This window comes from Paraflavitalea speifideaquila (genome assembly GCF_032395985.1).
Classification (GTDB): Bacteria; Bacteroidota; Bacteroidia; order Chitinophagales; family Chitinophagaceae; genus Paraflavitalea; species Paraflavitalea speifideaquila.
The window spans coordinates 917,637-944,588 of record NZ_CP135920.1 but is presented as its reverse complement, the minus strand read 5'-3'; the positions used below and the strand labels follow the sequence as shown (position 1 = coordinate 944,588).

Here is a 26,952-nt window from a genome sequence, read left to right as displayed (position 1 = left end):
TTTCTTTAGGTCCGGGGCATTGGTGGTAGCTGCACCGGGGCGGTTTATTTTCTGGTGGTTAATTGTATGCTTTTCAGGTTGAATCCACCCTTATTCGCCAACACGCGAAACTGCAAGGCTTTACCTTTGAGGTAAAGGTATTGTGGTTTTGTAAACTGCCAGTGGTGTTCGCCGCCGGTATTGGGCACTATGATGCCTTCGCTTGCAGGCGTATCGCCGAGCAGTACGGTAATACGGCCGGTATCGCTGGTAGCGGACACGTTAAAAGAGATATCATACTTCCCTTCTTTTGGAACGTTAATGGTGTATTGCAGCCATTCTCCATCTTCGATTGAAAAGATCCATGGACCGGCGCTATCGGCCTGAATATCCACGCCATCATTGCGGTAGGTAGCTCCCCTATTACCGCGGGTATTAACACCAGGGGTATAATGGTAGCTGGCGGTATCTTTATCGTAGTAGGCAAATCCTTGTCTTCCCATATCAAAATCAACAGCCTGCAGAAGTGTATTCTTAGTTATGGTATGGTGTTTAAATGGAATAGTGGCAGTAGATCGTACCTGCCTGAACATGGCATCTATTACATCGGGATGTGGGATGTTGTTTTTGATCTTCAGGTTTTCCAGGAACTGCTGCAAGGTTTTCCAGGCTTCTTCCCCGGATGGCTTAGGTCCCTTGCCTGCCCAATAATCCAACAATTGCTGGTATCCGGCAGGGGTTGCAATTTGGAGTGGATTGTTCAGGCCCATTTTTTTGTTTTGCCACCAGGCCCAACCAATATCGTTGCTCTCAACCAGGTATATAGCCTCGGCAAACCAGGTGTTGGAATTTTCGCCCGACTCGCCCAGCCAAAGTGGAATATTGTGTTGATCGCGTAAGGCGAGAAAATTACGAATGGCATCGGTAGTGTTGAAATTACCATACTTATGAAAACTCAATACCATGTTATTGTCCCAAGCGGGCAATACGCCCCGGTAATTGTTGCCAAAGCCATTGCCTTCAATAATGATGATGTGTTTGGTATCTACTTCACGAATGGCCCTGGTAATATCGATCATCAGCTTACGCAAGGGTTCATTCTTTTTCTCGGAGGTACCGCGTACATCTTTGGGATCTTCAAACCCCCAGTTGGGTTCATTGATGATATCGTAGGCTCCTATCCAGGGTTCATTGACATATCGTTCGGCCAGTTTACGCCATAAGGCAATTGTTTTTTGCTGGTTGGCCTCACTGTCCCAGAGGGAAGGCTTAGCAGGGTCGCGGTCCGAAATATTCAGGTCGTTACCTTGTCCACCGGGAGCTGCATGAAGGTCGAGGATGAGGTAGATCTTATTGGCCTTACACCATTGCAGCAGGCTATCGGTCATAGCAAAGCCTTTATCGAGCCAGGTATTTTGTCCTGGCATTTTTCTTCTTCTACGGGTAGGGTGAACAGGTTATAATGTATGGGCAGGCGCATGGAATTGAATCCCCAGGCAGCCATGGAATCAATATCGGCCCTGGTGGTATGGTTGTCCAGCCAGGCTTTGTAGAATTGCTCCGTTTTTTCTTTCCCTACGACCTCTTCTATTTTGGCTTTGATGCGGTATTGCTGGCCAATATTGCCCAGTTTGAACATATATCCTTCCTGCAACATCCAGCCTCCGAGGCCCATACCACGCAGGATGACCTTTTCGCCTTTTCGTTGACGATGAGTTTACCATTTGTTTTGAGAAAGCCCTGACCATGGGTATGGAGGGACAAGAGTACTACGGCGAGAACGGAGATCAGTCTAAACATAAGTATCAGGGTTAACGTTTTTTTAGAAAACCAGGGCGTTTTACCAGGGTGGGTCGTTCTGTATGGGTGGGTCGCCCTACAGCTACTTTCGTCCCCCTTCGACAAGCCCGGGGTGACAATAGAGAGGCTTACCAGATATAGGTGGCGATGGCCCCGGCATTGAGTGTTGAAGAAAATGCTTTCTTTTTATACTGTACTTCAAAGCTGGCTGTTTCTTTACCATCATTAAGTACAATGAGTACGGTTTTGCCCTGTGGGTTCCTGAACGCTACATTGTGCAGGTTGCCCGTAATATTGGAAGCAATTCGTACGGAACCAGGACGTACAAATTTGCCGGCATGGGCAATGATATAATAGGCAGGATTGCGTTTCACGGTATCTCCATCAATGGTAACAGCACCCAGACAACGATCGCAGCCGCCACGGTCGGTATGTGGTTTTAACCGGGAGTTGGAAGACAGGTTCCACTCTATTACTGTGCGGCTCCAATTGCGTGAAGCTCCAATGATGAGGTTGCGCACATGTTCGGCAATATCCCGCTTGAGGTTACCGGGAGCGCCCACCCATTGTTCGGTAAAATAAAGGTTCTTATCGGGATGTGCTTCATGGACTTTTGACAAGGCCTCTATTTTACCGCCATATAAATGAAAGGCTGATCCATCGATGTACTTTTTGGCTTCAGGATCATTGAGGATCGATATGGGGTATTCGGGTTTATCGGCATTGTGATCATAAATAATGATCCTGGTGTCAATACGGGCATTTTTAAAGGCAGGGCCCAGGTGGTTCTTAACGAAAATAGCCTGGTCAGGGGCCAGCATCAATAAGCTGGGCGTATTACCGGGGTGGAGGGGTTCATTCTGTACGGTGATGGCATCTATGCGGATACCTTCGGCCTTCATGGCCTGGATGTATTTTACAAAATAGGTTGCATAAGCGCTGTAGTACTCGGGTTTCAGGTTTCCTCCCCTTGTGTCTTTATTGGTTTTCATCCATACGGGTGGCGACCAGGGAGAGCCCATGATCTTGATCTTGGGGAAGAGTGCCAGTATTTCTTTTACAATGGGTATTACTGCAATGCGATCATGGCCGAGGTCAAAATGTTCCATGGTGGTATCTATTTGTCCGTCGGGCAGGTCATTGTAGGAGAAAACTTTTTCGTCGAGATCAGAAGCGCCAATGCTCAGGCGCAGGTAACTACCGCCAATATTGTTGGCACTGGCGGTAAACAATTCAGTTAAGAGGGCGGTTCTTGTGGCAGGGCTCATTTGTTTCAGATGGCCGGCGCTGCCGCCGGTTAAGGCCCAGCCAAAACCATCTATCCGCTGGAACCTGGGACCATCGTCGACAGTGATTACTGATTGACCAGCCGCTTTTGAAGTAAAAGCAGGTTTGGCAGCTTGTTGTTGAAAAAGTATATTATTATCAGGATCGGTAAGCCATACATCCACTGGTCCTTTCTGTGCATAGGTTTGTAAACCCGCTGCCAATACAAGTGTTAATCCAATTGCTTTATAGGCTGTAATCATTACTATGTGGTTGGGTATGATCAATTATTTTATAACCAGGGTGCTGATGGAATGGGGCAAGGATTCGGTAGCTGCGGCATTGCCGTTCAACCACAAATGATAGGGTAGGTTTTGATCTGTTGTATTCATCACCACTACCACGATGCTTCCATCTGTATTTCTAAATGCTGTAGTTTGTAGTTGGGCCCTGCTGGAAGAAGCGCCGATCCTTTTGGCGCCGGGGCGAATGAATTTGGAGAAATGGCCTATATAATAGTAGGCATTGGTATAAATAAGTTTACCGGTTTGTGTATCGGCATGAACAGGGGCAAAACAAAAGTTGCCAACATGGTTAGGGCCTCCCTTTTCATCAAGGAGGATATTCCAATCGGTCCAGGCTACGGTACCATTGTTGAAATCGTTGATCATGGAGTAACCATATTTTTCGCCCAGGGACCAATTGTTGACGCTGTCGATATGGAATTTCTCTTTACAACCTTCGGTAAAGATGAGGTTCTTACCTGGGAAGGCCTGGTTAACAAGACGCAGGTTATCAAACTGCATGGGTCCGCCGGTCCAGGTTTCGTACCAATGGAAGCCAATGCCCCATACATATTTAGCAGCTTGTTTATCATTGAGGATAACACTGGCGCGTTGATACAGGAGATCGCGGTTATGGTCCCAGGCGATGAGTTTCTTATTACCCAGTCCTTGTTTTTGTAAGGTAGGACCCAGGTATTGCTTGATAAAGTCACGTTCTTCTTCGGCGGTAAAAATGCAGGACTCCCATCTTTGTTTGGCCATGGGTTCGTTTTGTACGGATAAGCCCCAGATGGGTATGCCTTTGGCTTCATAGGTTTTGATAAACTTTACAAAGTAGCTGGCCCATTGTTGTCTTGATTCCGGTTTTAACTTACCGCCCTGGATGATATTGTTATTGTCTTTCATCCAGGCGGGAGGACTCCAGGGGCTTACGTAGGTAGTGAGTTTTCCGCCCGCTGCCTGAATAGCCTGTTTAATAAAAGGAATGCGGTATTGTTCGTCGTGTGCTACGCTAAAAGATTTGAGTGCAGTATCATTGTCGTTGACATAGGTATAGCTGCCACTGGAAAAATCGCAGCTATGAATGGTAGTTCTTGCCAGGGTGTAGCCTATGCCTTTGTCTTTATCGAAATAAGCGCGAAGTAGTTCCTGTTGTTCGTTTTTGGGCAGTTTGGCAAAGGTTTCGGCCGACGCATCAGTGAGTGCTGCTCCAATTCCTATAAAAGACTGAAATGTGTTGGCAGGATCGATAAATACGCAAGGCTGGGTCTCCAGTGGTTGTTTAAACTCTTTAAAGGATAGCTGGGCATTTTGTGAAAGGCGCAGCTCAGATTGGCTGGCGGTGGTATAAACGGTAACCTTTTTCTGTGCCTGCACAAACAGGCAAGCGGGGACCAATAACAAGGCAAGCATTCTTTTCATCTGGCTAGTTATAAATTTTTAAGTGATCTAAGGGCATTCAGTTTCTGTAAACTGATACAATCCAGGCTTTCAAAATTCCGGCATCCATTAGGATTAATCATTCGCTTTTGACGACCGGGGCCCGGGAGTTGACAACAGGATTTATCCTGCTTACAACAGCTTGAACAATGAAAGGTCAAAAGTGCTGATTTACAAGGGTTGACTCCAAATTTAATACTACGCCAAAACCACTACAGTTTAAAAATTAAACATTGACTATCAGCCATTTATTATTACGCCAGGTATACTCCTGCTACGCTGGCGGCTGATCGGGACATTACAACCTGTAATTTCATGGCACTGTAATTTGAAAGGAATGGGAAAATTCATCAAGTTGTTTTTTATTGGGTTCAAGGGTTTCACCATGCCGGCTTGTTGGATGAGTTTGATGGTTATGGTATATGGCGCTGGTTTGAGAACAGGGCTTATACGAGGCTTTTCCGGAATGCTATTTTCTGGGCGGCAGAGAGTCGGGAAGACAGAATGTCCGGAAGTCGGAAAGACAGAAAGCCTTGAAGAAAGGCTACAAGACAAAAAGAGTCGGGAAGACAGAAAGTCCGGAAGTCGGAAAGACAGAAAGCCTTGAAGAAAAGCTACAAGACAAAAAGAGTCGGGAAGACAGAATGTCCGGAAGTCGGAAAGACAGAAAGCCTTGAAGAAAAGCTACAAGACAAAAAGAGTCGGGAAGACAGAATGTCCGGAAGTCGGAAAGACAGAAAGCCTTGAAGAAAAGCTACAAGACAAAAAGAGTCGGGAAGACAGAAAGTCCGGAAGTCGGAAAGACAGAAAGCCTTGAAGAAAGGCTACAAGACAAAAAGAGTCGGGAAGACAGAAAGTCCGGAAGTCGGAAAGACAGAAAAGCTACAAGACAAAAGTAGACATCTAAACTGAAGGACATTGAACTAAGGGCGAATGCAAGCACCGGATAATGGTGTGGTACATTGACCAGAAATAATTTAACCAGATAACGATACGCTAAAATGCTTTCTATGATCAAAACGCTTGCTATCCTTTTTCTTTTTTAACGATTTCCGCATTTGTTCAAAGTCAAACTCCTATTGCCAGCAAACCTGTAGTGATTGGTTATGTAGGCGGTTACAGGGGGCTTGTCAATACGGCGGTAATTGATGTCAGGAAGCTCACGCATATTAATTATGCTTTTGTAGATGTACAACATAACCGTGCCTTTTGACGAATGAGAAAACGGATACGGTGAATTTCAGGACGCTGAATTTATTGAAAGAACAAAATCCTGATCTCAAAATATTGATCTCCATCGGGGCTGGACCTGGAGTAAGAATTTCTCCGACGCTGTACTCACTGATACGAGCCGCCGGGCATTTGCGATCTCTTCAGTTGGCATCATGAAAAATATAAGCTGGATGGGGTTGATATTGATTGGGAGTACCCGGGCATGCAAGGTGACGGGAATGTATTTCGCCCGGAAGACAAGCAAAATAATACGCTAATGTTCCAGGCGATCCGGGAAGAGCTGACGAAGCTGCAACAGGAAACGGGCCGTTATTACCTGCTGACAACGGCTACCGCGGGTTCCCCCAAATTCCTGGAACATACGGAAATGGGAAAAGCGCAGGAATACCTGGATTTTGTGAACCTGATGACGTATGATTTTAGTTATAACGAAGCAGGGCATCATACCAATTTATTTCCCTCGGCGGATTATGACAAGGAAAATTCAGCCCATAAATCGGTAACCACTTATATGGCCGCCGGTGTTCCGGCACACAAGCTGGTAGTAGGGCTCGCTTTCTATGGGCGCGGAGGTGTAGTAGGCAATACTGACAATAACGGCTTCAAGCAAAGATCAATGGGCCCTTCAGGGTAGGTGGCTACTCTTATATTAAAGACAGCCTGATAAATAAGAAAGGTTTCAAGGAATACTGGGATAAGAAGGCCAAGGCTCCTTACTTATTCAATGCGGAAGAGAAAAAGTTTGCCTCTTTTGACAATGAGCGCTCTGTGAAGTATAAATGCCGGTATGTAAAAACACAAGTTGGGCGGGGTCATGTTCTGGGAGTACTCTTCGGACCCTAAGTTATATTTACTGAATGCGATCAATAGGTATTTGTAGCAGACGCGTGGCGGGTGGTGTGATTGGTGTAGCTACCGGGTAATGGAGATGAGGTAGTCAAAAAGGTTGACCTCATTGGCCAGGCCCAATTTCTTCCGTAACCTGTAACGGCTGGTCTCCACACCGCGAATGGAGATGTTCATCAGTTGGGCGATCTCTTTTGTAGATAAGCTAAGACGCAGGTAGGCCGCGAGTTTCAGTTCAGAGGCGGTGATCTCCGGACAACGCTCTTTGAGCTTGCGGAGATAATTGGTGTGAACAGTATCGAAGTGATTGGCAAATTGCTCCCACTCGCCATCGTGATCCAGTTCTTTATCGAGCACGCGCATGATCTTCTGAAATTCCTTACTGCCCTTGTCGGTACCACTGCTGCTCTTGTATTGTACAAGGTCTTCCTTTAAGCGGGATAGTATTTCCATTTTGCGGACAAGGCTCATGGCGGATGATGCCAACTCGGCATTCTTGTGACCTATTTCAGCTTCGAGTTTCTCATTTTCCAGTTGTATGATCTGCTTTTCGCTTTTGCCAATTTCCAATTCGTGCTGTACCTGCAGTTGGCTTTGTTCTTCGGCATACTTACGCTGTTGCTCCTGCAGTTTCAACTGCTGGAGACGTTTGTATTTTTCCTGCTGGCGTTTGTAGAAGATATACAGTAAGCCGAAGAGTAAAAAGGCAAAGAGCAGATAAGCCCACCAGGTTCTATACCAGGGTGGGGATACGTGGAATGACCAGGTTGCGATGGCGGATTCATTATCGGCCGACTGGCGGCATTTTACCTGCAAGGTGTAATCACCCTCTGGCAGGTTGGTATATTCTTTTTCTGTTTTTTTGATCCATTGTGACCATTCCTTATCAAAACCTTCGAGGTAGTAACTGTACTCGGTATTTTGTTCCTGTCCATAAACGCTGGATGCACATTCAAAATGGAGGGAGTTATCGCTGTATTGAATGAGGGGCCCCGGAGTGGTAGCAATGGTGTTTCCATAGCCGCCAAAAATGAGGCCTTCTTTTGGAGTGACAGACCGCACGATCCTGATGCGTACCTGTAAAGGATGAATATTTCTTTTGTACTGCGCGTAGTTGAGGTGGATAAACCCTTTTTCGGCAGCAATGAGCACATTGTTGCTATCGATCACGTTAATGTTCTCAAAACCACTGCCCATTACTTTGTCATCAATTTCGGCAATGTAGGTGATGCGCGGTTCTTTAGCCGACCGGTCGACTATACCAACTCTTTTATCACGGCAAAACCAAATATTGCCAAACTGGTCTTCTTTCAGGTAGCTTAAGGGAGCAGCCCCAAACAGGTTTTCCAGGGAAGCTGATCTAATAAAATCCTTTTCGGTATTGTTGTATTCAAAGATGCCATTATCGGAGGTGAGTACCAGTTGATCACCCAATTTGTACAGGTGGTTGTGGTTGGCCGACAGGATGCCTTTTTATCCTGGTAATTGATGGCAAAGGGTTGTCCCTGGGCATTGAAAGCTACTTTGTATAAGCCTTTGTAGGGATGGGCTATCCAGATCGTGTCTTTATTAATCGCTATATAACGGGCAGATTCAAATTGGGCATGAATGACGGGATTGGTAAAGCCGGCGTTGTTATAGTTATAAAAGTTGATGCCGTTGTAGGTGCCTGCAATGATTACGGGCGATGGCAGGGTATTGTACAATGGCTTAAAGGTCCAGAAACCTGTTTTATCGTCAATCACGCTGATCTTATCATTCTCTACCTGGTATGCTCCCCTATTGTGGGCCAGCAGTAGTTGGTTGTTGACTGAGGAGAGGCCCCATACCTGCCCTTCTGTTTTAGGAACAAATTCAAAGGTGCCGGTGGAATAGCTAAAATCTTTATTACCGGACGGGAGGTTTACTTTGTAAAGTCCGGTAGATAAGCCAAAGTACAATTGATCATTGTGAAAAATGGATGCATAACCAGCATTTCTGTCTTCCCCATCAGGAAAAATGTTCTTGATAGCATTGTTGTAGGTAACGAGGTCAATGCCATTATCGAGGCCCAGCCAGAGGTTTTTATCGCGGTCTAATTTGATGCTTAATATATTGTTGCTTTGGATCCCTTCTTTTTAGAGAACCGCTGGATAAATTCTCCTCGTTTGTTGATGACAATACAACCTACAATATTGGTTACGAGGGCTATCCGGTCGGGTGACAAAAGGCAAGCGCTGTAGATATTTTTGCCAATGATGCTTTTATACCAGGGGCGTCGAACCTGGAAACGGTATCTTTTTTAAGCAGGAACAATCCGTGATTGAGGGTACATAGCAGGGTGCTATCATTGCCAATGGGTAAAACGGTAGTCAGGCGTACATCGTCAGGTAAGGCTCCCACTTTGATAATGGGTTGCCATTCACCCCTATTATAGGTAACCAGTTTATTGGTAAACTCCCAGGCAATGAGGCCAGCAGGAGTAATACCCATGAATGCCCAATCAATGCTTTTGTGTACGGTAATTACATTGCCTTCCAGCTCGAAGATCCTTTTATTGGATCGAAAAAATACGCGTTGTTGCCAGATGCAGATATTCCAAACATCTGCAAAATCATTGCCGGGCTGGGAAACCAGTTTTTTGAGTGAGGTATATACCAGTTCGCCATTCTTTGCCGGAGCGAAGTAACCAAACTCTCCTTGCCCGCCTACATATATTTTATTGCTGTCGCCAATGGCCAAAGATCTTACAATGGTACCTCCCGGCAAAGGGTAAGTTCTCCACGAGGTACCATCAAATACGAGTAAGCCTTTGTTGTTGGCAAAATAAAGAAGGCCATTTTGATCCTGGCCGATATTCCAGTTCTGGTTGCCGGCGTTGTAGGCCTGCCGGGAGTAATTTATAATGGCGGGTATGCCAATGGTATTTTGAGCAAGGGGCAAATGAGCAATGGACAATAAGGCAATTAGTGATATGGCGTATCGAATCTTGAACATAGTATACTTAGGGCAACAGGTACAGGCTTCGCCGGGCCTGAATAAGAACAGCCCGACAGCCATGCTGTAATATGCCCATGAAGTTAAAGATCACCGATTGATTTTAGCAACTATTTATTAAATATGAGGGTATTTGCCTGATCGATCTCATCCTGGGTGATGGTATGGCCCATATTGGGATAGACCTTTTCGGTAACGTTGGCATTCATATCCCTGAGGATGTTGGAAGTAGCATAAACACGTTCAACAGGCACGTGCATATCAGGATCAGAAGTACCTATGAATATGGGGGTATTTTTGAAGTCGCCTGTGTAATGGTCTTTGTAAATCCTGTCGCCTATTAATCCACCGGTAAAGGCTACTACGCCGCCATAGCGGGAAGCATTGCGGGCAACAAATTCCAGGGTAAGGCAGGCTCCCTGGGAGAAACCAAGGAAGTAGAGCTGCTTTTCGGTAAAGCCCTGTGCAATGAGATCATTTACGAGATCCTGCACTACAGAAAGGGCAGAAGAAAGGTAAGGTTCATTTTGTTGTAAGGGGGCCATGAAGGAATAAGGATACCAGGTGTTGTCAGTGGCCTGTGGCGCAAGCAGGGCATAATCTTGCAGGTGGAGGTGTTGAGCCAGGGAGTGTATATTCTCTGCTGTTCCACCCCGGCCATGGATCATGATCAAAACCTTTTGGCTTCGGATAATTTCTTTCCTGCTGTTAGAATATCTTTCTGATGCATAATTGAAAATCTTTCAAGGTGAGAAAACATACCTGTGACAAAGCCAGCCGCTTTGAAATAGGCGTCACTGGCCGGAGGCCAGCGACAGGGAGATCGAATGGCCAATTACACAGATCAGTCCGGGTATTGCTGAATTAAGAATAATAGTCTTTCAGGTTCAGGGATACGGGCGTAAGTGTTTGCTCCAGCCGGGTACGGTTTTTCTCAAACTGGGGAGGCAGTTTGAGTGCTTCGCCCAGGTGTTCTATATTTTCGTCGATGGCAAATCCTGGTCCTGCGGTGGCTACTTCAAACAATACGCCACCTGGCTCTCTGAAATAGATGGAGGTGAAATAATTCCTGTCGAGAACAGGTGTTGGGTTCAACATCCGTTTTATTATCCTGGTCCTTACTTCCTCCTGGGCGGTTCTGTCGGGGGTACTGAATGCGATATGGTGAACGGTACCACTGCCTCCCAGTCCTTTCAGGCTATCGGGCGAGCAAATAATATCCACATAGTTACCGGGCGCATCATTGGCTGCAAAGCGGAAACGATTAGCTTTTTCTGCTATCAGGGTGTGATCCAGTTGTTCTGTCAACAATCCGGCGGTACGCTCATACCCTTCTTCCCATATTTCCACATTGTAGAACCCTTTGATGGCATGTTGGGCAGGTATTATACCATTGCTATAAGCGGGCCTGGCATCTTTATCATTGAAGACAAGCTCCAAACCCAATCCATCGGTATCTTCAAAATAGACTACTACTTCGTCTTGAAAACGTTCTTCGGGCTCTTTGTAGGGGATCCGGAATTTCTTCAACCGGTTAAGCCAGTAATCAAGTGAAATAGCAGGCACAGAGAAAGTGGTGGTATTCAGCATGCCCTTTCCATGACGGCCTCTTACCAATCCCTGGTAGGGGAAGAAAGTAAGGATACTGCCGGGGTGACCTGCTTCATCGCCATAGTAGAAGTGGTATACTTCGGGGCGTCGAAATTCACTGTTTTCTTTACCATTCTCACACCCAGGATGCCAGCATAGAACTCCAGGTTCTTTTGAGCATCTCCGGCAATAGCGGTAACATGATGAATACCTGTTATTAATTTTCCCATTCGCTGAAGGTTTTACTGTAGTACGGGTAATTGTTTTTCGATGTCTTTCCGCATGGGTTCATATTGTGCGGGCAACCTTAAATTGGTCCCTAATTCCGCTACTGATTCATCGGTAGCAAAACCGGGGTTATCGGAAGCTACTTCAAACAATACACCACCTGGTTCACGGAAGTACAAAGAGAAGAAATAATTACGATCTATTTTAGGCGTGATATTAAAACCACGTTTTTCAATCTTTTCCCTGAACTCCATGAGTATCTCATCATTGGCCACGCGGAAGGCTACGTGGTGGTTGGTACCACCAGCTACCTGACCTGTTTTCCCTGCGGATCTTCAATAATATCTACGATGGCGGCATTCTCCACCGCATCTGTGATAAACCTATACCGGTTACCTTGCTGCTCCAACAATTTATACCCGAATATTTCGGTTAACACAGCCACTGTACCCTTGATGCTTTTAAGGGTCAGGGTAATGCTGTGAAAGCCTTTTGTAGCGGCCTGTTCTGAAACATCGGCAGTAGTCCAGGCTTTCCTGGTATCCACCGCTTTGGGAACAGTGAGGCTAAGTTGCAAACCATCAGGGTCCTGGAAAGGAAGGTACAGTTCACCAAACCTTTCGCCGGCAGGCTCTTGTTTTACTTTATATTGATCGAACCTATCTTTCCAAAAGTCGAGGCTGCCTGTGGGAACGGAATAACCGATCCCGGTGGCCATGCCTGTTCCGGCATAACCTGCTGTAATACCTTCCCAAGGGAAGAAGGTAAGGATGGTACCAGGGGTACCTACCTCATTGCCATAGTAAAGATGGTAGGTTCCCGGATCATCGAAGTTCACTGTCTTTTTACCAATCTTAAACCAAGTACCCTGGTATAAAAGTCAAAATTACGTTGGGCATTACCTGCTATGGCAGTGATATGGTGCAAGCCCAATATGTTGTTGTTCATAAAAACTCCTTATGAGCTACTGGCTCTTTTACGCTTGTTTGATTAACTGGAACTCACCTGCAAATTTCACTTCATCGCTTACTACCACATTACCCGCTTCTGTTACAGCGCCCCATCCCAGTCCAAATTCTTTACGATTCAATTTACCTGTTACGGTAAAACCGGCTTTGGTTTGCCCATAGGGGTCAACGGTGATGCCTCCAAAGTCAACATTGGCAATCACATTTCCGGTAACACCTCTAAGGGTCAATGCGCCTTGTAGTTTACCTTCTTCTTTGGTACCGGTATATTTAATACCACTGAACTTAATTTCTTTGTACTCGGAAGCATTAAAGAAATCGGCTGACTTCAGGTGGTTGTCTCTTTGCTCATTGTTGGTATCAATAGAATCTACATCGGCTGTAAATTCAATTTTAGAGGCATTGACAAAGTCATCACCTTCTGTTTCCACTTCGAGGTTAAACTTTTTGAAATAACCGGTTACGGTGGTGATCATCAGGTGTTTTACTTTAAACTGAATTTCACTGTGTGCGGGATCAAGTATCCATTTAGTCTTTGACATGTTGTGTTAATTTATTGATTATCAATTTATTTGTTTGTCATATTGACTATACAAAGTTGCAACATTAATCTAGTTCAGGGAATAGCTATACGGCGGAAAGAGTTGTACATATTATGGAATCGCTGATTGATCGCTGATTATACGGATCAAAAGGGATTATACGGATCAATTGCGGGTTATACGGATCAGGTACTGATTTCAGGGATCGGCAGCTCTTTCGCAAGCGGGCATTGAGGCTACGGGGTTTGGCGCAGTGTTGTTTGAGTAAAAATACAACAAGCGGGCATAAGGCAAGAGGGGGCAGGTTGAGGGATCGGGAAATGAGTGGGATACTGCAAAAAGATTGCCTGGGGGCCCGGGGCGGATTATTGGGTGAAGTGTACAGGCTGGTAAGGAAATCAGGATAGCTTAAGCAGTTGCACATCGCAATGAAGTGTTACTTCATCGGAAAGGAGCAGTCCCTGTTTATCAATAAACTGGTTCCAGGTAATATTAAAATCTTTTCGGTTCAGGGTGGTATCCAATGTAAACCCGGCTTTTGTGTTGCCCATGGGATCGGGACAGGAGCCTACATGCCTGGCCTGGAAGCTGATATTTTGTTCGACTCCTTTAATGGTCAAAGTGCCGGTAGCTTCGAGCAGGTCACCCCGGGTGATCACGTTATTTGATTTCCAGGTGATAACAGGATGGTTGGCAGCATCAAAGAAATCGGCAGACCTGAGGTGGGTATCTCTTTCTTCGTTGCCGGTATAGATGGAGTTGGTATAGATGGTCAATTGAATCTGGCAGGCATTAAAGTTATCTTCGGTTGATACTACAGATCCTTCAAACTGTGCAAACCACCCTGAAACAGGTGTAAGTAACAGGTATTTGGTATCGAACCGTATCCTTGAATGGACGGGGTCGATTACCCAAACAGCTTCCTTATTTATCTCTTCCATACACGAAACCTTTAATACTTAGGGTACGATACCTGCTACCTCATTGAATAGTGAATATAATATGACCATAGGCTGTAGCCAAATTTTGATTTATAGATACAAAATTATGGTTGGGCGAAAATGTAATCAATTGATATATGCAGGGAAGATATGTACATTTTATCGGGTAAATTAATAATCCAATTGCCCAAATACGCCATTTTTATAATCTTCTATGGCCTGCTCAATTTCTTCGGGTGTGTTCATTACGTAATTGTCTTTGGCAGCCACGGGTTCATCCAGGGGTTCGGCCGAGAGAAAGAGTACCTGTGCCTCTTCGGTGGCCTTTACTGTAAACCCGTGGCCTTCTTTGTTAAAAACAATGAGGTTATGAAGTGGAACGGTTTCGTTATCATTCACCAGAACTGTTCCTTTTATTACATACAATAAAGCCCAATAACCGGGGTAGCAGGAAATAATACCTGTCTGCCCGGTGCAATCTCTCCTACTACTGAGATAACGGGGGTAAAGTTTTGAATGGGTCCGGCTTGTCCGTCATATTCCCCACTTGCCAGCCGAAGGTGTACGCCCTCCTGCTGCAATACCTGGGGTAATTGTTCTTTCCTGGCGGACTGGTAAAGGGTTTATCCCATTTATTGGCACGAGGGGCATTGATCCAAAGTTGAATGAGTTCCTGTACGCCGCCATTTTGCTGTACCTGCTTTGTGGGGCCTTCGCTATGAAGAATACCCTTACCTGCAAACATCCACTGCACATCGCCTGCTTTTATGGTTTCGTCGTTGCCTGTATTATCGCGGTGAAAACCTTCCCCCTGCAGCATGAAGGTGTAAGGTGAAAAGCCGCGATGGGGATGGGATGGATCCGTAGCTCCTGGCCTGCTTCTACTACTGCAGGGCCTGCATGGTGTAATACAATGAAAGGATTGGCAAAGCGGAAGTCTTTATGTGGAAGGGGCTGCCTTACGGTTTCTTCTTCGGTGATCTTTTTTTCACGGCCATATAAGATATGCTCAATCTTTTTCATATTGTAATCGATTGAATGAGCAAAGGTACAATATACGGACAGGTATATGATTGCCAAACAGCGGAAAGAGTTGTATATATCATGGATAGGGGAACATCAATACCCCACGGTAAAACGCTGCCGGCTGTGATGTGGTGTTTCGGCCTCCTCCAGTACGGCCACAGCCAGGTCATCAACTGACATGGTGCTCCTTCCCTGGTCATTGTATAAGGGGTGATGGGTGCCTGTTCTATAAATGGCAGTACGCGTACCTGGCTTTCTAAAATCTCATTCCTACTACAACGAAAGGTAACCATCCTTCGCTGGAATAGCCAGCTAATGCACGTATCACGATCATTTGTGCCGGTGCAAAGAAGAGGCCGCCCCCACGCCGTTGTGCCATTTGTTGGAATGTTCGTCTTTTGCCAAACACGGCCAATGTCATAAAAAGCAACCATACCCATGATGCCAGGTAATACATAGCCGCCGATATCGGTGAGTTTGAGGCGCAGTTCCAGGTTATTGTACAGGCTGTGGTCGCCTGAAAAACGGTATTGCCGGTAACCCAACAGGTTTTCATGACCGCCCAGGGTAACGGATTGGTAGAAAGTAGTTTTGCCCACTGTTACGGCTCCCCCTATTCGATTTGCCAATACCATGGTACCTTTGCCATTAAGGGGCATATAGAAAGCTATTTCAGGGATCAACTGGCCAAAGGATTTGGAATAATTGTTCAATCCGGCAAACCCCTGTACACGGACATTAATATAGGAGCCCCAGGCGGTAAGAATAGGATTGTTCCTTTTATCATTGATGTAGTTGACAATAAGACCGGCATGTGCTTTATCATCTGCTATGGTGGCGCTGTCATAAGAGCCAATCAGGGCAGTATTTTCAATGAACCTGCCTTTATTTCCCTCATCATCAAAACGGTAAACCTGTGCGGCAGGTCCTACGCTGATGCTGCTGCCGGTTCTATTGCCCCAGCGCAAAGCTGCATAAGCCTGGTAGGTATTGAAACGGGTACGGTAGTATTTTTGAAGTTACCGGTTTTATTAAATTCAGACTCATTGCCGCGTCCAAAGAAATTGATGGTATTGTTGGGGGCTTTGATCAATGCTTCGGTAATGATACCGGCTTTACCCAGCACCTGTATCCATTCGCCTTTGTAATCGATCTTAAAGGCATCGGTGGAGAAGGAATGTGAAACCAGTAATTGCTGAACACCTGAGTACTGTGCTATTTTGGTATATGGCTTTTGCGGAAGCCCTGCTTGCGCACATGTCTGAAACCAGCGCCTAATAAGAAGCCATCATCGACGTTGAGGCCAATGGAGGCGAGGGGTTGGGTAATATTGTACAGGTCAACAGGGTTAAAACCAGTATGGGCGCTGTCGTTGGCCAGGCGCTTCCGAAGTCTGTTCACATGGCCTGTATAGGTAGCATTGTCTTTTCTTTCGTAGAGTTTTATCCGCCCGCTACCATCGGCTACCTGGTAGGTTTTGCTGCCTTCTCCACCAATAATGCGCAGCTTCACGTCATTGTTGGTACTGTTGATGCGTACGCTGTCATTGCCTTTGGAAAGGTAGAGGCGTATTTCTTTGGTGTGGGCGGGATCAAAGGTTTTTTTAAACAGCAGGTCTTCGGATTTCCTGCTTTTGGACAGTTTATTGATCTGTACGGTGATGCCAGTTCCGGGTGCATCAGTGATCTCTACGAGTTCATGTTTATCGGTTACTTTAATATCTACGATCTTATTGAGGAAGTTATAATACCTTTTCATGGCCCCGGGCAGGTTATCTCTTCTGTCTTTGAATATTTTCAGGAATTGATCATGGCGGAGTTGATAGGCTGAGGCGGGCAGGCGTTTCAATCCTTCTTCCAGGACTGAATCGGTTACTGAAGCCACAAATTCGTTGGTAATGCGCATCCAATCTTCATAGCTGAACTGTACGAGGAACCGTCCATTGAGGGCCCTGCTTTCCCAAAGAATCCCTTCTACATTGTGGTAATTGCTGGTGAAACCCTGCAGGAAAGGGAGTAACCAGCGCCATTTGGCCATGCCGGGAATGACGCCCTGGTTGGTATAAAACACCTGGTCACGGTCGCGGGGAATGGCTTTGTATCTTTTGCCTTTGCCGTCTTTTTTCGGGCAACCAGCGCCATTGGTCCTCATGGCGGTCCCAATCGCCTATCAGGAGGTCGAGCATACGGGCGCGCAGGTACAAGGTGCTATCGAAGCTATTGTCGTTGTCCTCATCCATTTTGCGGCGCATCTTGGGGTATTGTCGGAATTGCCGAGTGGTTCCCTTTCTTCGAGCAGGCATAAGGTATTGGCAAAAGTATTGGAATAGATACCCAATGCGGTATCGGGGGCTACCCAGCCAATGATGGGGTTGGAATGAGGGATACCCAGGTGTTTGGCAATGGGGGTACCACCATTGCCCCATAAGGGTAATTAGAAGACATGTTATCGGAAAGGAGGTCTTTTACAAAGGTTTCGCGCAGGGCTTCGGGTAATAATACATCGGGGTATTTTTCAACGCTTCTCAATGCCCATTCTTTGCCGTCCTTATCCAACAGGCGTAATGATTTGGATTGGTGGCCACCTCCCAGGCGGCTGGGCTTCAGTCCACCTTTCACTTCAGAAACGCGAATAACTGGGAAGGTGGTAGGGGTAGCATAATCTTTCCGGTAGTTTTCACCAAAGAGCCAGCGATGGAAACGTCCCACGCTATCGAACCGGGCCAGGGGTACTACGGTGATGCTATCCCGGGGGTGGCATTAATAGTCAACTGTTCGTTCCCGGCCACTTTTACATAAGGTTGGGTATAGGTGAAAGAAGGGGTAAGGGTGTTGCCGGTTTGTGTATAATAGGTGAAGCGCAGGTTATTGTTGGTAAGGAGGTCGGCGGTTACAAAACCTGCCAGGGTGGAGGAAAACAAGGAATGTTTACCCTTTCTGGCATAATTTCTTTTAGCCCCTGCCCCACTTACTACCTGCACCTGATCGCTTTTAATGAATTGGAGTCCGTGTTCATGGCCTGCTACATGGACCAGGTTGGGAAAACGGCTGGCAATGGCATCTATTTTCCTGATCATGGTTTTGTATAGGGGGTGCCCCATGTCTTCGGGGTTCGCAATGGCCTTCCTTAAAATGGGGTAGAGAGAGCCTACCACAGGTAGCGGAATGAATAGGTTTTTATTGATAGCGGTAAAGGGGAAGAGGTGATCCTTCCAGGAATAGTAACCGCCGTGATGGCCATAAGATTGAAAGGGATGGTGATCGGCCAGCAGGATCATTTTGTACCGGTTCTTGTACAGGAGTTCCAACATGCGGGCAGTTACATCTTCTTTGGTGCGGCAGTCGCAATCGGCATCGGGGTTGTCTTTTTATAGGGGAATAACCACCATTCGCTGTCAAAAGCAATTATGGTGAGGTTGTTATCAATATTAATTTCAACAGGATCGGGGCATCCATCGGGGTACCATTTTGAGGAGGGGGTCGTTTTGCTGATCGAGAAAACTCCACTGGCTTTTATTTTTGCCAGGCCATTTACACCCATTCTATCCCAATCATGGTTGCCCGGCACAAAGTAAACGGCAGCGCCATTGGTGCGCATGGGTGTATATTGGGAGCGCAAGATATCCTGTGTTTGTTTTTCGTTTTTAGAGCCAGGCAGCTCCATACCTGTAGGGTAAATATTATCACCGAGGTACAAAACGGTTGTTTTGTCCTTCATGACCATTCCTGCGGCCAGGGGTATTACCTGTTTTTGTTCTTTACTGATCTCACCGGCATCACCGATCAGGATGATGCGGTGAACAATGCTGTCCTGTGCATGGGAGAGGAAGGGAAGGCAGGATAACAGCAGAAAATATAGATAGTGTTTTTCATGTCAGTTAGTTTAAGAAGTACAAGCTGCGAGCTTTGAAATACAAGCTACGAGCTGTGAGCTGCGAGCTGCGAGCGAAAGGCAAGCGGTGAGCTTTTAGCCTCTAGTGGTTTGCCTTTAGCGATTAGCCAATTACTCTAATATAACAAAATTAAGATACGAATAGGTGTTATAGTGCTTTGTTCTTCAGGTAATGATAAATCGCTTCCTGGGAACGTGTATTTTCTATGGCTTCTGGTATGGGTTGGTTTTGGAGGCGGTTATCGAGTTGTACGGCCTGTTGGGTGTCTTTCCATTGCAATGCTATGAGGTGTTTCAATTCGTTTTGGAGGTCTTTATCATATACGGGAAAACAAACTTCTATGCGCCGGTAAATATTCCTATTCATCCAATCGGCAGAACCCAGGTATATTTCTTCCTGGCCGCCGTTGTGAAAGATGAACAGGCGACCATGTTCCAGGTACCGGTCAACAATACGCCGCACGGTAATATTTTCACTCATACCGGCTACGCCTGGCATCAGGCAGCAGATGCTTCTTACCAATAAATGAACCTCCACGCCAGCCTGGGATGCTTCATACAGTTTGCTGATGAGGGTCTTTTCTTCCAGGTTGTTCAGTTTGATCACCATTTTTGCGGGCTTGCCCTGCCTGGCCCAAGCTATTTCGCGGTCAATTTTATCTATGAAAGCAGGCAGCAGGTTGAACCGTGCTACCAGCAGGTGATTGAATTTAATATTGGCATTGGCCGATTTTTTTCTGGCTTAGGAATACAAAGAGTTGTTCCATCTCGCTCAGCATGGCATAATCTGACGTGAGCAGGATATGGTCGGTATAGAATCGGGCGGTACTCTCGTTCAGGTTGCCTGTGGCCAATAATCCGGCATAGTATATGCCAATTTTATCTTTTCGTTTTACCAGGGCGATCTTGGCATGTACTTTCAGGGATGGTTCGGAGTAGATGATCTTCACGCCGGCGGCTTTCATTTGGCGGGCCCAGCGGATATTATTGGCTTCATCGAACCGGGCTTTCAGTTCTACGAGTACGGTTACCTGCCTGCCATTGCGGGCAGCACTGATGAGGGCATGGACGATCTTTGAGTCATCGGCTACGCGATACAGGGTTACATAGATCTCTGATACGGCAGGATCAATAGCGGCTTCATTGAAAAACGAAGTACGGTATTGTACGATTGATAGGGGGTATGGATAATGAGGTCTTTGGCAGCAATGGTATCAAACAGGGAACGGGTCTCTGAGGCAGCTGCATGCATGACAGGTGGCCAGGGCTCGTATTGGGCCACTTTATTATTGAGCGGCAGGAAGCCAGGTCTTTCAGGTTGTGGTAAGCGCCTCCTTGCACTATGCTGGCATTGGCGAGGCCGAAATGAGTGATCATAGCATCCAGGCAAGGGTCGGGCAAACCAGGCTGAAACAGGAAACGGGTGGCAAAGCCATAATCGCGTTTCATGATCTGCTTTTCTATTTTTTCGGCCATGTCTTCTTCAAAATCGTCTTCCAGATTTAGTTCGGCATCGCGGGTGATCTTACAATTCCAGGCTCCCGCCACGATGGCTTGTCTGAACAGGTAAGGCAGGTGGTGTTTGATGATATCTTCGAGAAAGACAATATAGGTGATGCCATGAAGGGTACAGGCTTTAAAACGGGGCAGTGAGCCGGAAGGAATATTGACTATCACATAATCCGACTCTTTGGCAGTATACTGTAATACAGCCACCAGGTATAATTTATTGTTGCCGGGGAAGAAGTCGGGCCTGATATTGGACAGGTAAACGGGTTGCAGGAAAGCCAATACCTGGGTAAAGAAGTATCCGGTAAGGCCCGGCAATACTTCTTCAGGAATGGGCTGGTTGTACAGGAGGCGGATCTGTTGTTCTTCCAATAAAGGAACAATCCCGGCAATGGTTTTACCAAATAGTTCCTGCTGCCGGTGGATGGTAGCTTTTGCTTCTTCGAGTGCACCGGTATAGATCTCTTCCTTGCTGGTTTTGGATCTATTGATCTTCTGTAATGCCATGAGGGCAGGCATACGAACGCGGTAAAACTCATCAAGATTGGAAGAATAGATGGAAAGGAATTTTAGGCGTTCACCCAAAGGTACAGTGTCTTTTGCGGCCTCCATTAATACCCTTTCATTGAAAGAAAGCCAACTGATGTCCCTGCTGAAGAAATTAGTTATCTGCATACAAAAGTTAAACCCGATGGGAAAGCTATTGTTTATGGATTGGTTACAAAGCTATATTACTCTCTGTTACCGACCATTGATAAACAGTGGGAAGATTTGTACATTTTACCTTTTTGAGCTACGAGCTTTGAGCTGCGAGCTACGAGCTGCGAGCTACGAGCTGCGAGCTACGAGCTGCGAGCTGCGAGCTACGAGCTGCGAGCTGCGAGCTGCGAGCTACGAGCTGCGAGCTACGAGCTGCGAGCTGCGAGCTACGAGCTGCGAGCTGCGAGCCGCGAGCTGCGAGCCGCGAGCTGCGAGCCGCGAGCTGCGAGCCGCGAGCTGCGAGCCGCGAGCTGCGAGCCGCGAGCTGCGAGCCGCGAGCTGCGAGCCGCGAGCCGCGAGCTGCGAGCCGCGAGCCGCGAGCCGCGAGCCGCGAGCTGCGAGCCGCGAGCTGCGAGCTGCGAGCTACGAGCTGCGAGCTACGAGCTGCGAGCCGCGAGCCGCGAGCTGCGAGCCGCGAGCCGCGAGCTGCGAGCTGCGAGCCGCGAGCTGCGAGCTGCGAGCTACGAGCTGCGAGCTGCGAGCTGCGAGCTGCGAGCTTCGAGCTGCGAGCTGCGAGCTGCGAGCTGCGAGCCGCGAGCCGCGAGCTGCGAGCTGCGAGCCGCGAGCTGCGAGCCGCGAGCTGCGAGCTACGAGCTACGAGCTGCGAGCTACGAGCTGCGAGCTACGAGCTGCGAGCTACGAGCTGCGAGCCGCGAGCCGCGAGCCGCGAGCTGCGAGCCGCGAGCCGCGAGCTGCGAGCTGCGAGCCGCGAGCTGCGAGCTGCGAGCTACGAGCTGCGAGCTGCGAGCCGCGAGCCGCGAGCCGCGAGCTGCGAGCCGCGAGCTGCGAGCTGCGAGCTACGAGCTGCGAGCTGCGAGCCGCGAGCCGCGAGCCGCGAGCCGCGAGCCGCGAGCTGCGAGCCGCGAGCCGCGAGCTGCGAGCTGCGAGCTACGAGCTACGAGCTGCGAGCTGCGAGCCGCGAGCCGCGAGCCGCGAGCCGCGAGCTGCGAGCCGCGAGCCGCGAGCTGCGAGCTGCGAGCCGCGAGCTGCGAGCTGCGAGCTGCGAGCTGCGAGCTGCGAGCCGCGAGCTGCGAGCTGCGAGCTGCGAGCCGCGAGCTGCGAGCTGCGAGCTGCGAGCCGCGAGCTGCGAGCTACGAGCTACGAGCTGCGAGCTACGAGCTGCGAGCTACGAGCTGCGAGCTACGAGCTGCGAGCTGCGAGCTACGAGCTACGAGCTGCGAGCTACGAGCTGCGAGCTACGAGCTGCGAGCTGCGAGCTACGAGCTGCGAGCTGCGAGCCGTTTGCTTCGAGGGAAACGGGAGTCGGCAATCGTCAATACGTTCGCTACATGGCGTTTGTTTGTTCAGTGGGCCGGATACTACCCTACCGGATGGTGAGTTCTTTCCGGAAACCGGAAAAACTGGTTCCTGAAACGTTTTTAAAGAACTTGCTGAAATGGGCCACATCGTCAAAGCCCAGGTGCCAGGCAATTTCCTTCATACTGGTATCGGACCAGGCAGCCTGCCTTTTGGCTTCCAAAACAATACGTTGTTGTATATGGTGGCTTGCTGGGAAGCCTGACACTTTTTTGATCACCTCATTGAGGTAGTTGGGGGTTACGGCCAATTGATCGGCATAATCGGCCACCATTTTTTTGGTGGTGAATTGTTGTTCAAGGAGGGAAAGGAACTTTTTGGCCAATTCAATATTCCTGGGCTGTTGAGCCTGTTGGTCGACGCCCTCAAACTGCCGGGTAAGGTAGATCAAGAATATTTTGAGGAACCCCCGCAGTATTTCTGACCTAAGGAGAAAGAAATTAGCATATTCCTTCATCATTTTAGCAACAATGCCTCCCATGTCATCGTCCATTTCACCGGACACTTTGATGACGGGAGAATGGGAGAAGGTATAAAAGAGGCCTGTATTGAAAAGGAGGTTAAAATTATCTTCATTGAGGCTTAGGAATTCGGCTGTAAAAGAGATGACATAGCCATCAATGGGTCCTTCTATTTTCAGTTGGTGTATTTGTCCAGGGGTAAGGCAATAAATGGTATTGTTTTCCAGCTCATACCTGTCTACATCAATAAAATGAACGCCAGTGCCGTTTTTCACCCAAATAATAACAAAGTAGGTATGCCGATGGGGCAGTTCATTTTGCTGGAACCTGTTTTGGGCGATCCATTCCATGGTGTGAATTTCAAAAGGAGCATTAGCCACTGATCTCCCAATTTCCAATAGGGGTGTTACCGCCATGAATGCCTGGATTTTTGAATGAAATTAGGTGAAAATCCCTTCACAAATTGAATGGACTTTTACCTAATCAGATGGTGTGGCCGGCATGCTCTTCGAGGTAGCTGCGAATATGTGTTGCAACACAAGCCACGGTAGTATCTAACTTATGGATGAGTTGTTCCAGGCGCAAGGAAGGCTGATGTTCGAGGGCGGTTCGTTCTATTTCAAGTATATCTTCTTTCAGGGATACAATGCCCAGGTTGGCCAGTATAGGTTTTATACGATGGGCGCAATGATGAATGGTAGCAAAATCATGGCTTTTATAGGCCATATTGATGGCGCCTACTGCGGCAGGTACTTCCTGCAAAAAGAGGTGCAACATTTTCTGTATGAAAGTCTGGTCGCCCTGGCCTATTTTTCCAGTTTGGACAGGTTATACAGGGGTGGCTCTACGGTTATTTTCGCGGGAAAGGCGCCAAGGGGCGGTTCTTTATCCAGCCAGTTGGTAATGATCCGGATCAATTCGTTTTCTTCAAAGGGTTTGGATAGGTAATCATTCATACCTGCGGTCAGGCATTTGTCGTTCTCTCCTTTGATGGCATTGGCGGTAAGTGCTATGATGGGGGTGGTGGTATCAATGGATTCCCTGATAATGCGGGTGGCTTCCAGGCCGCCCATGACGGGCATTTGCATATCCATCAGTACCAGGTGGTACTGATTGTTCTTTATTGCTTCGACAGCCTCTACACCATTTGCTACTTTGTATACGATTGCGCCATAATTGTTCAGGATCACGGTCGCTACCAACCTGTTCATCTCATTGTCTTCTACCAGGAGGATCTTTTTGCCATTTAATTTATTGGTGCCGGGGACTACTTCTTTTTTAATGGGCAGATCGGATTCGACGCCTCTTGTAAAGGGGATGGAGATGGTAATAACGGTACCAATGCCTTTTTCGCTCTTAACATCAATGGAGCCATTCATGAGTTGGGTGAGTTGTCTGCATATACTCATGCCCAAGCCGGTGCCGCCGTATTTACGTGCTACGGTACCGTCTTCCTGGTAAAATTTCCGGAAGATATTTTCCAGGAAAGCGGGCTCCATGCCAATACCTGTATCGGTGACCTTCACGCTAAGGATATCCAGCTGGCCTTTTCTATCGGCCAGGGAGCATGCTATGCGGACGGATCCCTTTTCTGTAAACTTGATGGCATTACTAATGAGGTTGAGCAAGATCTGATTGAGGCGATAGGGATCGCCCAGCAAAACGGGGTGTATATTTTTATCGATGGAGAAAGAAAGGCGGAGGCCTTTTTCTTCGGCCTTGTGTATCATCACGCGGGTGGCGCGGGTAAGGAGGTCATCCATTCTAAACCCGATGTGTTCAATAACGAGTTTGCCGGCTTCAATTTTGGAGATATCGAGGATATCGTTGATAACGACCAGGAGGTTTTCGGCTGCCAGGTTGATGGTATCGAGGTAAAGTAGCTGTTTGTAATCCAGTTTGGTTTTTCTCAACTGGCGGCCCATCCCCAGGATAGCATTCATGGGTGTTCGTATTTCATGGCTCATATTGGCCAGGAAAGCTTCTTTGGAGCGGGATAATTCTTCGGCTTGCCGGCGGGCATCTATCAGGTCATTTTCTAATATCTTCTGCTCTGTAATATCGAGGTGGATGCCGATGGAGCCTACAATTTTACCCAGGTCATTGTACCGGGGGCGCCGCTGATGAGCCACCAACGTTTTTCACCCATCCTGTTGTGTACCTGCATTTCGTAGGCATCGGCAATGCCTTCAAGGCGTGTCGCATTCTTTTCGGCTATCAGTAGTTGATCTTCCTCGCTCATGAACAGGGCTGCTGCATGTCGCCCATAGAGTTCCTGTTGTTTGAAGCCGCTCATTTCGCAGAATGACTGGTTAACGAACAGGATCCTGTCTTCCAGGTCTACTTCAATCAATCCAAAGTTCATGTTGGAGATGATTCCCCGGTATTTTTCCTCATTTCTCCGCAGGAGTTCTTCGGTGTTCTTTTATCGGTTATGTAGCGGTCATAATCGGTATAGGAATCGCTCACAGCCGTTATGAAGGTCAGGAATCGCTGGTCGTTGAGCCACTCGGGGGCGAGGTACGTTTTATTTGGTTTTCAAGAAGGCGGTGCATATTCATTCCGGTCATGTTAGCGTTAATATGGTGATGGTCGATGTTTCATTGAATAGGTAGGGTGTACCGGGATTGTGCCAGTGCTTTGACCTCATGTGCCGGGAGTTGGGAAGCCCTTGTTTAAAATGGGCCGAAATGGTTGAATATCTGCTATTTATGCTACTAAGATACCTAAGAGTGGGTCTATGGATTGCCAGTAACAAATTAGGCTTTTTATCTAAATAGCGCGCCGGGCATAAATTTATTGATTTTTTTAATGGGTTGTCCGCTTATTGGGCAGTTGGAAGTTGGAGCCTCCAATCTATGGAGCGGGTCAAGTAATTCAACCATCCATTAATTAATTGTGCGTTTTGGATACTAATTTTGTGTTGATCGTATAAAGTCACAAATAACCCCTAACCGAAATTATGTTACATCGTATCCTTTTGTTGATACCGGCACTGGTGTGCCTGTATAGCGCCAGCCTGGCGAATGATTATGAAGAAGCCTGGAAGGCATTGCATAAAAATGATCGAAAAACAGCGAAAGCCTTATTGGAGAAAGCGATGCAGGAGTCGTCGACGAGTGTAGACGCTTACCTGACGTATGTGTACCTGCAAACTTTTGAAGGCCGGGAAACTGAAGTGAAAGACTTTATGTCCAGGATCTACAAAAGGTACCGGACGCCAACCCCTACCTCTATGCTCTCTGGTTCAATGAGGCGGTAATGGGGACCTACGGTAAGAAAAAACCGCACCATATGGATCTGTTGGAGAAGGTAATGGGTGATGGGGCTATTAACGGGTCGCTCAAATCGGCCGCACATTATGTAAAGGCGATGCATTACTTGTATGGCAATGAATATTCAGATGCTACGAAGGAATGGAAGTTGATGGGAGCGGCAGGTCCTTTATGGCAGTTAGCCGGCCCCTTCGATAATCTTTCGGGCAGTGGCTTCTATAAAAGCTATGGGCCGCTGGAGCATCCTGAATCAGGGGCCACCTTCACCTCATTGAATAATGCCTCGATCGGTTGGTTCTCGCCTCCTGTGATGAATATGGAGGGCTGGACGTTCCCGCACTCTCATATCCGCTATAATACAGCGATCATTTATGCACAAAGCTTTGTACAGGCGCCTGAGGATATGAAAGTATTGCTGAATGCAGGGGTAAACGGCTCTCTGAAAGTTTGGGTAAATGACCAGCCGGTCCTATCTGAATCGAAAGAAATAGTCACGGAGCTGGATTACTATAAGAATTATGTAACGCTAAAAAGGGTTATAACCGGATACTGGTTCAATTGGGTTATACGGATAATAGTGGTCCTAATTTCATTATCCGCTTAACGGACGAGCAATACAAT

36 protein-coding genes are annotated in these 26,952 nt (G+C 47.3%); 5 read left to right on the top strand and 31 right to left on the bottom strand.

Features of this window, described 5'->3' with window-relative positions; translation table 11 throughout:
- Window positions 1-44: 44 nt before the first annotated feature.
- The 4 genes from RS881_RS06755 to RS881_RS06740 all read right to left on the bottom strand — a co-directional run bounded on the left by RS881_RS06755 (window position 45) and on the right by RS881_RS06740 (window position 4,751).
- Window positions 45-1,406 (bottom strand): cellulase family glycosylhydrolase, encoded by a 1,362-nt coding sequence (locus RS881_RS06755; RefSeq protein ID WP_315820378.1) that lies wholly within the window; start codon window positions 1,404-1,406, stop codon window positions 45-47.
- Window positions 1,364-1,654: a hypothetical protein gene (locus RS881_RS06750; protein WP_315820377.1), complete on the bottom strand. Its 291-nt coding sequence runs from the start codon at window positions 1,652-1,654 to the stop codon at window positions 1,364-1,366. The genes RS881_RS06755 and RS881_RS06750 overlap by 43 nt, the downstream gene beginning before the upstream one ends.
- A 253-nt stretch (window positions 1,655-1,907) precedes the next feature.
- Window positions 1,908-3,308, bottom strand: a complete 1,401-nt coding sequence (locus RS881_RS06745) for a glycoside hydrolase family 30 protein (protein ID WP_315820376.1) — start codon at window positions 3,306-3,308, stop codon at window positions 1,908-1,910.
- Between the two features lie 24 nt (window positions 3,309-3,332).
- Complete coding sequence (locus tag RS881_RS06740) at window positions 3,333-4,751, bottom strand: glycoside hydrolase family 30 protein (protein WP_315820375.1); 1,419 nt, start codon at window positions 4,749-4,751, stop codon at window positions 3,333-3,335.
- Window positions 4,752-6,204: 1,453 nt separating this feature from the next.
- Between RS881_RS06740 and RS881_RS06735 the strand changes: the two genes are divergently transcribed.
- A complete protein-coding gene (locus tag RS881_RS06735) occupies window positions 6,205-6,636 on the top strand; it encodes a glycosyl hydrolase family 18 protein (RefSeq protein WP_315820374.1) in 432 nt (143 codons plus the stop codon).
- Entirely contained in the window at window positions 6,615-6,845 is a 231-nt protein-coding gene (locus RS881_RS59095; protein WP_350340192.1) for a glycosyl hydrolase family 18 protein, read from the top strand. The genes RS881_RS06735 and RS881_RS59095 overlap by 22 nt, the downstream gene beginning before the upstream one ends.
- A 69-nt stretch (window positions 6,846-6,914) precedes the next feature.
- Here RS881_RS59095 and RS881_RS06730 read toward each other — a convergent pair whose 3' ends face one another.
- The 17 genes from RS881_RS06730 to RS881_RS06650 all read right to left on the bottom strand — a co-directional run bounded on the left by RS881_RS06730 (window position 6,915) and on the right by RS881_RS06650 (window position 17,270).
- Entirely contained in the window at window positions 6,915-8,282 is a 1,368-nt protein-coding gene (locus tag RS881_RS06730; protein ID WP_315820373.1) for a triple tyrosine motif-containing protein, read from the bottom strand.
- Complete coding sequence (locus RS881_RS06725; RefSeq protein WP_315820372.1) at window positions 8,168-8,788, bottom strand: hypothetical protein; 621 nt, start codon at window positions 8,786-8,788, stop codon at window positions 8,168-8,170. The genes RS881_RS06730 and RS881_RS06725 overlap by 115 nt, the downstream gene beginning before the upstream one ends.
- Before the next feature lie 247 nt (window positions 8,789-9,035).
- Window positions 9,036-9,824: a hypothetical protein gene (locus RS881_RS06720; protein ID WP_315820371.1), complete on the bottom strand. Its 789-nt coding sequence runs from the start codon at window positions 9,822-9,824 to the stop codon at window positions 9,036-9,038.
- Window positions 9,825-9,934: 110 nt separating this feature from the next.
- Window positions 9,935-10,492 (bottom strand): alpha/beta hydrolase, encoded by a 558-nt coding sequence (locus RS881_RS06715; protein WP_315820370.1) that lies wholly within the window; start codon window positions 10,490-10,492, stop codon window positions 9,935-9,937.
- A gap of 196 nt (window positions 10,493-10,688) precedes the next feature.
- Window positions 10,689-11,414 (bottom strand): VOC family protein, encoded by a 726-nt coding sequence (locus tag RS881_RS06710; RefSeq protein WP_315820369.1) that lies wholly within the window; start codon window positions 11,412-11,414, stop codon window positions 10,689-10,691.
- A gap of 20 nt (window positions 11,415-11,434) precedes the next feature.
- Window positions 11,435-11,644, bottom strand: coding sequence for a VOC family protein (locus RS881_RS06705; protein WP_315820368.1), 210 nt, complete (start codon window positions 11,642-11,644; stop codon window positions 11,435-11,437).
- Between the two features lie 12 nt (window positions 11,645-11,656).
- The gene (locus RS881_RS06700; protein ID WP_315820367.1) at window positions 11,657-11,917 is read right to left on the bottom strand and encodes a VOC family protein; all 261 of its coding nucleotides are present in this window, start codon (window positions 11,915-11,917) and stop codon (window positions 11,657-11,659) included.
- Window positions 11,918-11,949: 32 nt separating this feature from the next.
- Window positions 11,950-12,480 carry a VOC family protein gene (locus RS881_RS06695; RefSeq protein WP_315820366.1) on the bottom strand — a complete coding sequence of 177 codons (531 nt, stop codon included), beginning with the start codon at window positions 12,478-12,480 and terminating at the stop codon, window positions 11,950-11,952.
- The gene (locus RS881_RS06690; RefSeq protein WP_315820365.1) at window positions 12,477-12,590 is read right to left on the bottom strand and encodes a VOC family protein; all 114 of its coding nucleotides are present in this window, start codon (window positions 12,588-12,590) and stop codon (window positions 12,477-12,479) included. The genes RS881_RS06695 and RS881_RS06690 overlap by 4 nt, the downstream gene beginning before the upstream one ends.
- A gap of 28 nt (window positions 12,591-12,618) precedes the next feature.
- On the bottom strand, window positions 12,619-13,152 hold the full coding sequence (locus RS881_RS06685; protein ID WP_315820364.1) for a YceI family protein: 534 nt from the start codon (window positions 13,150-13,152) through the stop codon (window positions 12,619-12,621).
- 398 nt (window positions 13,153-13,550) lie between these two features.
- On the bottom strand, window positions 13,551-14,093 hold the full coding sequence (locus tag RS881_RS06680) for a YceI family protein (RefSeq protein ID WP_315820363.1): 543 nt from the start codon (window positions 14,091-14,093) through the stop codon (window positions 13,551-13,553).
- A gap of 171 nt (window positions 14,094-14,264) precedes the next feature.
- Window positions 14,265-14,549 (bottom strand): pirin-like C-terminal cupin domain-containing protein, encoded by a 285-nt coding sequence (locus RS881_RS06675; RefSeq protein ID WP_315824379.1) that lies wholly within the window; start codon window positions 14,547-14,549, stop codon window positions 14,265-14,267.
- Window positions 14,550-14,580: 31 nt separating this feature from the next.
- Window positions 14,581-14,913: a pirin family protein gene (locus tag RS881_RS06670; protein ID WP_315820362.1), complete on the bottom strand. Its 333-nt coding sequence runs from the start codon at window positions 14,911-14,913 to the stop codon at window positions 14,581-14,583.
- Entirely contained in the window at window positions 14,859-15,116 is a 258-nt protein-coding gene (locus RS881_RS06665; RefSeq protein WP_315820361.1) for a hypothetical protein, read from the bottom strand. Before RS881_RS06665 ends, RS881_RS06670 begins: the two co-directional genes overlap by 55 nt.
- Window positions 15,113-16,087 (bottom strand): BamA/TamA family outer membrane protein, encoded by a 975-nt coding sequence (locus tag RS881_RS06660; protein ID WP_315820360.1) that lies wholly within the window; start codon window positions 16,085-16,087, stop codon window positions 15,113-15,115. The genes RS881_RS06665 and RS881_RS06660 overlap by 4 nt, the downstream gene beginning before the upstream one ends.
- Window positions 16,048-16,245, bottom strand: coding sequence for a hypothetical protein (locus tag RS881_RS06655; protein WP_315820359.1), 198 nt, complete (start codon window positions 16,243-16,245; stop codon window positions 16,048-16,050). The genes RS881_RS06660 and RS881_RS06655 overlap by 40 nt, the downstream gene beginning before the upstream one ends.
- Before the next feature lie 89 nt (window positions 16,246-16,334).
- Window positions 16,335-17,270 carry a hypothetical protein gene (locus tag RS881_RS06650; protein WP_315820358.1) on the bottom strand — a complete coding sequence of 312 codons (936 nt, stop codon included), beginning with the start codon at window positions 17,268-17,270 and terminating at the stop codon, window positions 16,335-16,337.
- On the opposite strand from RS881_RS06650, the gene RS881_RS06645 reads away from it, so the two are divergent.
- The gene (locus tag RS881_RS06645; protein ID WP_315820357.1) at window positions 17,269-17,448 is read left to right on the top strand and encodes a hypothetical protein; all 180 of its coding nucleotides are present in this window, start codon (window positions 17,269-17,271) and stop codon (window positions 17,446-17,448) included. The two genes, RS881_RS06650 and RS881_RS06645, sit on opposite strands and share 2 nt — an antisense overlap.
- Window positions 17,449-17,470: 22 nt before the next feature.
- Here the strand turns inward: RS881_RS06645 and RS881_RS06640 are convergent, their stop codons facing one another.
- From RS881_RS06640 to RS881_RS06595, 10 genes are all read right to left on the bottom strand, one after another.
- Window positions 17,471-17,827 carry a hypothetical protein gene (locus RS881_RS06640; RefSeq protein ID WP_315820356.1) on the bottom strand — a complete coding sequence of 119 codons (357 nt, stop codon included), beginning with the start codon at window positions 17,825-17,827 and terminating at the stop codon, window positions 17,471-17,473.
- 23 nt (window positions 17,828-17,850) lie between these two features.
- The gene (locus RS881_RS06635) at window positions 17,851-18,429 is read right to left on the bottom strand and encodes a metallophosphoesterase family protein (protein ID WP_315820355.1); all 579 of its coding nucleotides are present in this window, start codon (window positions 18,427-18,429) and stop codon (window positions 17,851-17,853) included.
- 8 nt (window positions 18,430-18,437) lie between these two features.
- A complete protein-coding gene (locus RS881_RS06630) occupies window positions 18,438-18,854 on the bottom strand; it encodes a metallophosphoesterase family protein (protein ID WP_350340191.1) in 417 nt (138 codons plus the stop codon).
- Between the two features lie 304 nt (window positions 18,855-19,158).
- Entirely contained in the window at window positions 19,159-19,653 is a 495-nt protein-coding gene (locus RS881_RS06625; protein WP_315824378.1) for a polyphosphate kinase, read from the bottom strand.
- Window positions 19,654-19,720: 67 nt separating this feature from the next.
- Window positions 19,721-20,143 (bottom strand): phospholipase D-like domain-containing protein, encoded by a 423-nt coding sequence (locus tag RS881_RS06620; RefSeq protein ID WP_315824377.1) that lies wholly within the window; start codon window positions 20,141-20,143, stop codon window positions 19,721-19,723.
- 7 nt (window positions 20,144-20,150) lie between these two features.
- Entirely contained in the window at window positions 20,151-21,194 is a 1,044-nt protein-coding gene (locus RS881_RS06615; RefSeq protein ID WP_315820353.1) for a polyphosphate kinase, read from the bottom strand.
- A 1,408-nt stretch (window positions 21,195-22,602) separates the two neighbouring features.
- On the bottom strand, window positions 22,603-23,472 hold the full coding sequence (locus RS881_RS06610; RefSeq protein WP_315820352.1) for a helix-turn-helix transcriptional regulator: 870 nt from the start codon (window positions 23,470-23,472) through the stop codon (window positions 22,603-22,605).
- A gap of 67 nt (window positions 23,473-23,539) precedes the next feature.
- Entirely contained in the window at window positions 23,540-23,833 is a 294-nt protein-coding gene (locus RS881_RS06605; RefSeq protein ID WP_315820351.1) for an Hpt domain-containing protein, read from the bottom strand.
- A 29-nt stretch (window positions 23,834-23,862) separates the two neighbouring features.
- Window positions 23,863-25,188, bottom strand: a complete 1,326-nt coding sequence (locus RS881_RS06600; RefSeq protein WP_315824376.1) for an ATP-binding protein — start codon at window positions 25,186-25,188, stop codon at window positions 23,863-23,865.
- Window positions 25,140-25,463, bottom strand: a complete 324-nt coding sequence (locus RS881_RS06595; protein WP_315824375.1) for a PAS domain S-box protein — start codon at window positions 25,461-25,463, stop codon at window positions 25,140-25,142. Before RS881_RS06595 ends, RS881_RS06600 begins: the two co-directional genes overlap by 49 nt.
- A 555-nt stretch (window positions 25,464-26,018) precedes the next feature.
- Between RS881_RS06595 and RS881_RS06590 the strand changes: the two genes are divergently transcribed.
- Together RS881_RS06590 and RS881_RS06585 are read left to right on the top strand one after the other, a co-directional pair.
- Complete coding sequence (locus RS881_RS06590) at window positions 26,019-26,318, top strand: hypothetical protein (protein WP_315820350.1); 300 nt, start codon at window positions 26,019-26,021, stop codon at window positions 26,316-26,318.
- 32 nt (window positions 26,319-26,350) lie between these two features.
- Complete coding sequence (locus RS881_RS06585; RefSeq protein ID WP_315820349.1) at window positions 26,351-26,935, top strand: hypothetical protein; 585 nt, start codon at window positions 26,351-26,353, stop codon at window positions 26,933-26,935.
- Window positions 26,936-26,952 lie beyond the last annotated feature (17 nt).